General features: G+C 44.8%; 7 protein-coding genes. 1 reads left to right on the forward strand and 6 read right to left on the reverse strand.

The window, feature by feature from the left end; all coding sequences use genetic code 11:
- Positions 1 to 39 precede the first annotated feature (39 nt).
- The 3 genes from alr to acpS all read right to left on the reverse strand — a co-directional run bounded on the left by alr (position 40) and on the right by acpS (position 2,870).
- The gene (gene alr / locus RAC86_RS32825; protein WP_119899042.1) at positions 40 to 1,209 is read right to left on the reverse strand and encodes an alanine racemase; all 1,170 of its coding nucleotides are present in this window, start codon (positions 1,207 to 1,209) and stop codon (positions 40 to 42) included.
- Between the two features lie 113 nt (positions 1,210 to 1,322).
- Entirely contained in the window at positions 1,323 to 2,339 is a 1,017-nt protein-coding gene (locus RAC86_RS32830) for a LolA family protein (protein ID WP_072557167.1), read from the reverse strand.
- Positions 2,340 to 2,504: 165 nt separating this feature from the next.
- Positions 2,505 to 2,870 carry a holo-ACP synthase gene (acpS, locus tag RAC86_RS32835; RefSeq protein ID WP_015252768.1) on the reverse strand — a complete coding sequence of 122 codons (366 nt, stop codon included), beginning with the start codon at positions 2,868 to 2,870 and terminating at the stop codon, positions 2,505 to 2,507.
- Between the two features lie 94 nt (positions 2,871 to 2,964).
- Here acpS and RAC86_RS32840 point away from each other — a divergent pair, with 94 nt between their 5' ends.
- Positions 2,965 to 3,564: a rhomboid family intramembrane serine protease gene (locus RAC86_RS32840; RefSeq protein ID WP_003246687.1), complete on the forward strand. Its 600-nt coding sequence runs from the start codon at positions 2,965 to 2,967 to the stop codon at positions 3,562 to 3,564.
- On the opposite strand, the gene RAC86_RS32845 is transcribed toward RAC86_RS32840, so the two are convergent.
- The 3 genes from RAC86_RS32845 to RAC86_RS32855 all read right to left on the reverse strand — a co-directional run.
- Entirely contained in the window at positions 3,561 to 5,042 is a 1,482-nt protein-coding gene (locus tag RAC86_RS32845) for a PH domain-containing protein (protein WP_377886512.1), read from the reverse strand. The genes RAC86_RS32840 and RAC86_RS32845 overlap by 4 nt on opposite strands.
- On the reverse strand, positions 5,032 to 5,511 hold the full coding sequence (locus RAC86_RS32850; protein ID WP_003234318.1) for a PH domain-containing protein: 480 nt from the start codon (positions 5,509 to 5,511) through the stop codon (positions 5,032 to 5,034). The genes RAC86_RS32845 and RAC86_RS32850 overlap by 11 nt, the downstream gene beginning before the upstream one ends.
- A 172-nt stretch (positions 5,512 to 5,683) precedes the next feature.
- The coding region (locus tag RAC86_RS32855) for a DEAD/DEAH box helicase (RefSeq protein ID WP_377886511.1) at positions 5,684 to 6,896 on the reverse strand (1,213 nt) is incomplete at its 5' end.

Below are 6,896 nucleotides of genomic sequence, written 5' to 3' on the forward strand. Positions count from 1 at the left end.
TCAAGCAAAGCTGTTTTATGAATTCTCCATTTAGGTAAGTTAATTGCTTGTATTTACCTGCAATAAAGGATTTCTTACTTCCATTATACTCCCATTTTCCAAAAACATACGGGGAACACGGGAACTTATTGTACAGGCCACTTCGTAGTTAATGGTTTCGAGCCTTCCTGCAATCTCATCCATGGAAATATATTCATCCCCCTGCCGGCCTATTAATGTAACTTTTGTGCCCGGCGGATATTCCTGATCCAGCTCCACCATAAATTGGTCCATGCAAATTCGGCCGGCAATTTTCAAGCGTTTTCCCTTCACAAGGATGTCAGTCCCTTTCAATTTTCGGAGCCAGCCGTCCGCATAGCCTACAGGCACCGTCCCGATCCATGTGTCTTTTTCTGCTGTGTACTCGGCTCCGTAGCTGACGCTCTCGCCTTTTCTGATCAGTTTGACATGCGACAGCGTCGAATGCAGGGTAAATGCCGGACGCAGCTGAAACGGTATCTCGTCCGAAATGTCAGCAGACGGGCGAAGGCCATACATGCCGATGCCGAATCTGACTGCATTAAAAAAGCCTTTTTTCAGCCGGAGTCCGGCGGCGCTGTTCGCGCAGTGGACCATTAGATTCTTTAACGGCAGCGGAGCAATCAGCTCTTTAAAGCGCTCAAACTGCATTAAGAAATAGCCTCTTTCTTTTTCATCCGCTGTCGCAAAATGGGTAAATACCCCTTTGCACTTTAAACGAGGATTGCGGTCAAGAATGGCCATCACGTTCTGAACTTCTTCCTCTGTTTTTACACCAAGCCTGTTCATCCCCGTATCGACCTTCAGATGAAAATGAAGAGAACCTTTTTTCGTGTGGCGGGCTGCCTCCTGAAGCCATTCAACAGAATAACCTGTTAAGGTCACGTCATACTCAGCAGCGATTGCAACATACTCTGGGGGAACCGCGCCAAGCACCAATATAGGCGCCTTCAATCCCTTTTTGCGCAGTGAAATCGCTTCATCCAAAATGGCCACGGCCAGGCATGAAGCACCTGCGTCAAGAGCAGCCTTTGCTGTTTCTGCATCACCATGCCCGTAGGCGTTTGCTTTCACAACTGTCATCAGGTGGACATGTTCACCGATATGTTTTTTCATATTGCTGACATTTTCCTTTATTGCGGACAAGTCAATTTCCGCCCACGTATCTCTGTAAAAAGGTTTTGTGCTCATTACGACACTTCCTAGCTTTTATTCAATATCATTTACATATCATACTAAAATTAAAGGCTAAAGGGAAACGATGTCTAACGAAAAAAAGGCCAAATCATGTTTGGCCTTTGTTGTTATTTCGATGATTGTCCCTGCATGCTTTTCGCTACTGTCACCATTTCCTCTTTAGAAAGATCTTTAGAAGAGAGAAGGTAATCTACACCTTCATATGTCCATGACAATGATGCATCCGACAAAGCGCCGATGGTGTAGCCGAGATTTACCGGTTCGCCGTTCAGCGTAACGGAGGAGGAAGCCTTGGCAATCTGGGCTTTTTCCTGAATTAACGTAAATGACTTTTCTCCTCCGTACGTCATGATGATGCGCTTCCCGTCTTCAGTAGATATATCTTTTTCTTCAAGCAGCTTGACGCCAAGCGGCAGTTCCAGCGGCGTTTTGACCGCGAATGTATCGGAAGGCTTTGCGCTTGTGGCAACATCCATTTGAGAAAGGGTCATATTTTTCTTTTCGTCAAATGATTCTTTATCAAATTGTTTATTAAATTCAAAGCTGCTGAATTCTACTTTGACCATCACTTTCCGGTCAGTATCCATCACTTTGACAGATGACGGGCTCATATCTTTTTTGTTAAATGTGATTTCTTGCGTAGGCAGCATTTTGTTATGCTGATAGTTTGTTTTTGTTTCGAATACGTATTTCTTTTCTTTCGCTGTGAAAACTGCATCCGAATCGTTTTGAACATCCTTTACGAGCGATTCAAACAGATAAACCTGGCTGCTGTTGTTCGGCCAATCGCTTTGAAATCTGAAGCTCTTATTTAAAGACGGCGTGAGAACGAATACTCCGTTTTCATTTCGTAAAATGACTTGGTTTTGGTCCTTTTTCGGATTTTCTAAATAAACCCTGTACAGAGACGGCTTTTTGTGCCAGATTTCCACATTGTATACTTGAGGCTCACTCCCTGTCTCGATGGTCATTTTCGCTTTTGCTTTGTACGAGGTGTATTCTTTCGCCTTTTCATCTAACCCGGCCACAATATCTTGCTGTGTTTTTTGCCCGCAGGCAGAAAGAATAAGAACAGCAAGCAGTCCCGTTAAAAGCAAAACAAAGCTTTTTCTCACCTTTTTCAACCCCTTTTTCTCAATTGATGTAAAAGGAAGAAATCGCTTGTTTGACTTTAACGGTACGCTCGGTACACGTTTAGGCAGAACAGATGCGTACCATAAAAGCCTCAAACAACTTGTCTCCCTTAATGCACTATCAAATATATGAGTGGGGTTTCCCTAATATGCAGACTAGCTTGACAACCTTTCAATCACAACCTGCGCGGCAGCGTATTCTTTTGTATGAGTGATCGATACGTGAACGGCGGCCTGGCTCAGTTTCGTACAAATGATATAGGGCTTGCCATTTTGGTCTTTCCTAATTTCAATGTCCTGAAAGCTGAGCTGCCTCCCAATGCCGGTGCCAAACGCTTTCGAGAAAGCTTCTTTTGCCGCGAATCTGCCCGCGAGAAATTCAATTTTTCTTTTCTCTGAAAGCTCATAGTATTGGTCAAGCTCGCTTCGCGTCAAAATCCGCTCGGCAAACCTTTTCTGGCGCCCAGCCATAGAGGCGATGCGTTTAAGCTCGGTAATGTCCAGCCCAATGCCGTAAATCATGTATGATAACCTCCTTTGCGTACGTACTATTTAAATGGTTTGTCTCATAAACGTGTTACTATAGATATACCAAAATGAAGAAAAGGGGCTCGGAATGTTTATACGAACTGAAAATTTTCAAACATTTATCAGGCTTTACCCCGTTGTCACCTTTATATTGGCTTTGCAAGCTGTTCTCTGGCTGTTTTTTTCACTTCCTGCCCATTCAGTCGTGTTATGGAGGGATACCGTCACAGGCTATAATCTAGGTGTCGCAAACGGTGAATGGTGGCGGCTGATCACACCGATTTTGCTGCACGCCGGTTTCACACATCTGCTGTTTAATTCCATGTCCATCTTTTTATTTGCCCCGGCTTTGGAACGCATGCTGGGAAAAGCGCGTTTCCTTCTTGTATACGCCGGCTCCGGCATCATCGGCAATATCGGCACTTATGTTACAGAGCCGCTTGATTACGTGCATGTCGGTGCTTCAGGCGCAATTTTCGGGCTATTCGGCGTGTACCTGTTTATGGTTCTTTTTCGCAATGAGCTAATAGGGCAGGAGCATTCCAAAATGATCATCACACTGCTCGCATTTGCCGTTCTCATGTCGTTTATCAACTCCAATATTAACATGATGGCCCATTTGTTTGGACTATGCGGCGGGTTTCTTCTTTCGTTTTTATGCGTGCAAAAAAAAGAGCGGCGGTATTAACCGTCCGCTTTTTCATATGAGTACCACTTTAAAATGAAGGCTGCATCCTCTTCACCTACATCCCTCACCGTTAATTCTTCCATATGGCTCGATGATTTCACCGAAGTAGAAATGGTATACAAGCGGCCTTTCTTTTGGAAATAGGATTGGCTGAACTTGCAGACCTGCATTCGTTTTTTCAGTACAATGGCGGTTGTTCTGCCTATAAATCTAGACGTCAGCTGAAGATGGTCCCCGTTGATCGTCCATGCAGCCTCTTTATACGCGAGATAGCCGAAGAACAATTCTATCGGCAGCAGGATCACTGACAGATAGCCCCATGGCTGAAAGAAGATACATAACGGGATGATCAAAAAGAGTGAAAAAATGACAGAACGGAACAAATAGCGTTTCAACGCGCGCCGCGGCAGGCGGCGGCAGTTTTCTTCCAGCGTGTATTCCGGCGTAAATGTTCGGAGCATGTGCGGAAGCTTTTTTTTATGAATCATTGGAAAGAGAATGGTCAAAGCGCCTTCTTCTTTTTCCCGGTCGCCGCCTCCTGCGCTGACGATGGACACCGTTACAAAGCCGAAAAGCTGGCGAATGATATTTTCTTTGATTTTAATGGCTTGTATTTTTCGCAATGGAATCGTGACTTGATGTTTTTCAATAATTCCCCTTGAAATCACCAGTTCCTGCTCTTTTTTTATGATTTGAAAGTTCGCGTATCTAAACATCATGCCCGCGATGCTGAAAATCCAGGCGATAAATAAACCGATAAAAATCAGTACCGCGTAAATACCGATGCTGGCGTGCTGAAGGAAGGAAAACTTATCGAATAACCAATCCATTGGCAGCACTTCATCAAGCTGGGAAATAAGTGCAAATACAGCGGAGATAATGACTCCGATTCCGCCGGAGGTAGAAGCGGCCATGAGCAATTCTTTCGCGTTCATGCGATAGTACTCTTGCACCTCAACGGCCGGAACCAACTCCTCTTCAGCTTCAAGCCGTTCTTCATCAAGTTCATTTTCTCGTCTTTGCGCTTTTTTCTTAAAGACAGCTTCTTTGATGCGTTCCGCTTCTTCAACAGAAATAGCAGAAAGAACGGCTTCTGCCCCCTTGCCTCCGCCTGCTGTTTCAATTTGCAGCTTCACAAGCTTAAAGATTTGCTGGACAAGGCCTGCGCTCGTATTCATCGTTTGAATCCGATCAATCGATATGTATCGCTTTTTCGTAACAAATAAGCCTTCTTCGATTCTAAATTCATCATCTTCAATTCGATAGGTAAACCTTCTCCATTTGATAATGCTTGCCGCTACAAGCCAGATGAATAGCACACCGAGCGCAATGGCTCCGTAAAAACGGACAGTATGGTTTGAATTGACAATATACACAAAAAAGAATGGCAGAATGATATTTTTTATCGTTTGAATAATGGTATGGCATAAATTCAAAATGACTGCTGCCGGGTGCAGGCGTTTCGGTTCAGACATCATCATCAGTCACCCTCGCCAGACGGGAAATGGAGTCTCTCAGCCGATCCGCTTCCTCCATCTCTAAAGCGGGGATCGAATGAACGGTCGCGGCCGTGGAAATTTTCACCGTTGCCAGGTTGTATTTTTTTAATAATGGCCCTTGTGACGTATCGACGTGCTGAACTCTGACCATCGGAACAATCACACGTGTTACCACAAAAATACCTGACTGAATATCTATTTCATGTTCATGGACTTCATATCGCCACACCTTATGACGGACCTTCGGAATGATAAAGACCGTCACAATCGATCCCAGCAGCCAAACCGCGCCGAGCACGCCGCTGATCCAGTACGGCCAATGAAAATAATAGCTTAACACTGCAACTGCAATGACAATAAGTAAGCAAACAGCGGATATGATGATCTCTTGAAGTCGCCAAACCTTTAATCCGTCTGGACTGATTTGGTTTTTTGGCTGCTCTCTCAAAAATACCTACCTCCCTTTTTTTCGTCGTTACTTATACGTCTCTTTTACAGAAAGGTTTCATTCTTAAGCATACAGAGAAAAATGGCTTCCGTCAGCTGAAAATTTGCTGAATAACAAATCGCGAACATAAAAAAGCCCAAAACATCATGTTTTGGGCTCTGAATCGATCAAATTAGTAAGATTTTTTCTGGCGTCTGTCACCTGAAGAACGGCGATCGTTTGAACGCTTTTTGTCATAGGAAGAACGGTTGTTGCTTTTCCCTTTTCCGCCGCGGTAGCCGCCGCCTTGACCGTCTCTGCGTTTAGAAGAGCGCTGGTTCTTGTAGCGTTTGCTGACCATCGGCGCTTCGTCTGTTAAGCGAACCGGTGTGTCGTCTGGCTCTTTTGTAGCCATTTTGATAGCCGCCGCAACCACTGTTACTGCATCATGATCTTCAAGCAGCTCAGCTGCCGCTGTCATGTAGAAGTTCAGGTTGTTTTCACTGATTGTTGTGCGAAGACGTTCAACAGTAACCTGTTGCTGGCCTTCTAACGCTTCATCAAGTGTAGGCTCCTTCATGCGGTCCATTTTGCGTTTTGTTGTTTGTTCAATTGCGCGAAGCATGCTTTTCTCACGCGGTGTAATGAACGTCATCGCCATACCTGTTTTTCCTGCACGGCCCGTTCTTCCGATACGGTGAACGTAGCTTTCAGGATCTTGAGGCACGTCGAAGTTGTATACGTGTGTAACACCTGAGATATCAAGTCCGCGAGCGGCAACATCAGTTGCGACTAGAACTTCGATTGCGCCTTCTTTAAATTTACGAAGCGCAACCATACGTTTTGCCTGCGTTAAGTCACCGTGAATACCTTCAGCTGCATATCCGCGAAGGTTCAAGGCTTCAGCCAGCTCATCGACACGGCGTTTTGTACGTCCGAATACGATCGCAAGCTCAGGAGACTGAATATCAAGAAGACGAGTCAGTGTATCGAATTTTTTGCGTTCTTGCACTTCCAAATAGAACTGCTGAATGTTAGAAACCGTCATTTCTTTCGCTTTTACTTTTACGTGTTCCGGCTCAGTCATAAAGCGCTCTGCAATGCGTTTGATCGGCGCAGGCATTGTGGCAGAAAACAGAAGTGTCTGATGCTCGCTTGGCACGTTTGAAAGGATAGATTCAATATCGTCAATGAATCCCATGTTTAGCATTTCATCCGCTTCATCCATTACAACGGTATTTACGTTGTTTAAACGAATGGTGCGGCGGTTGATGTGGTCAAGAAGACGGCCAGGTGTTCCGACAATAATATTCGGATTCTTCTTTAACGCCCGGATTTGCCGTCCAATATCCTGTCCGCCGTAAATAGGAAGAACCTTCGCACGTTTATCTTGTCCGATTTTATAC

Source organism: Bacillus sp. LR_5 (assembly GCF_042709275.1).

Coding starts and splice junctions, on each gene's coding strand:
- RAC86_RS32840 (WP_003246687.1), top strand. CDS start 2,965: ATGTTTATACGAACTGAAAATTTTCAAACATTTATCAGGCTTTACCCC.
- alr (WP_119899042.1), bottom strand. CDS start 1,209: ATGAGCACAAAACCTTTTTACAGAGATACGTGGGCGGAAATTGACTTG.
- acpS (WP_015252768.1), bottom strand. CDS start 2,870: ATGATTTACGGCATTGGGCTGGACATTACCGAGCTTAAACGCATCGCC.
- RAC86_RS32845 (WP_377886512.1), bottom strand. CDS start 5,042: ATGATGTCTGAACCGAAACGCCTGCACCCGGCAGCAGTCATTTTGAAT.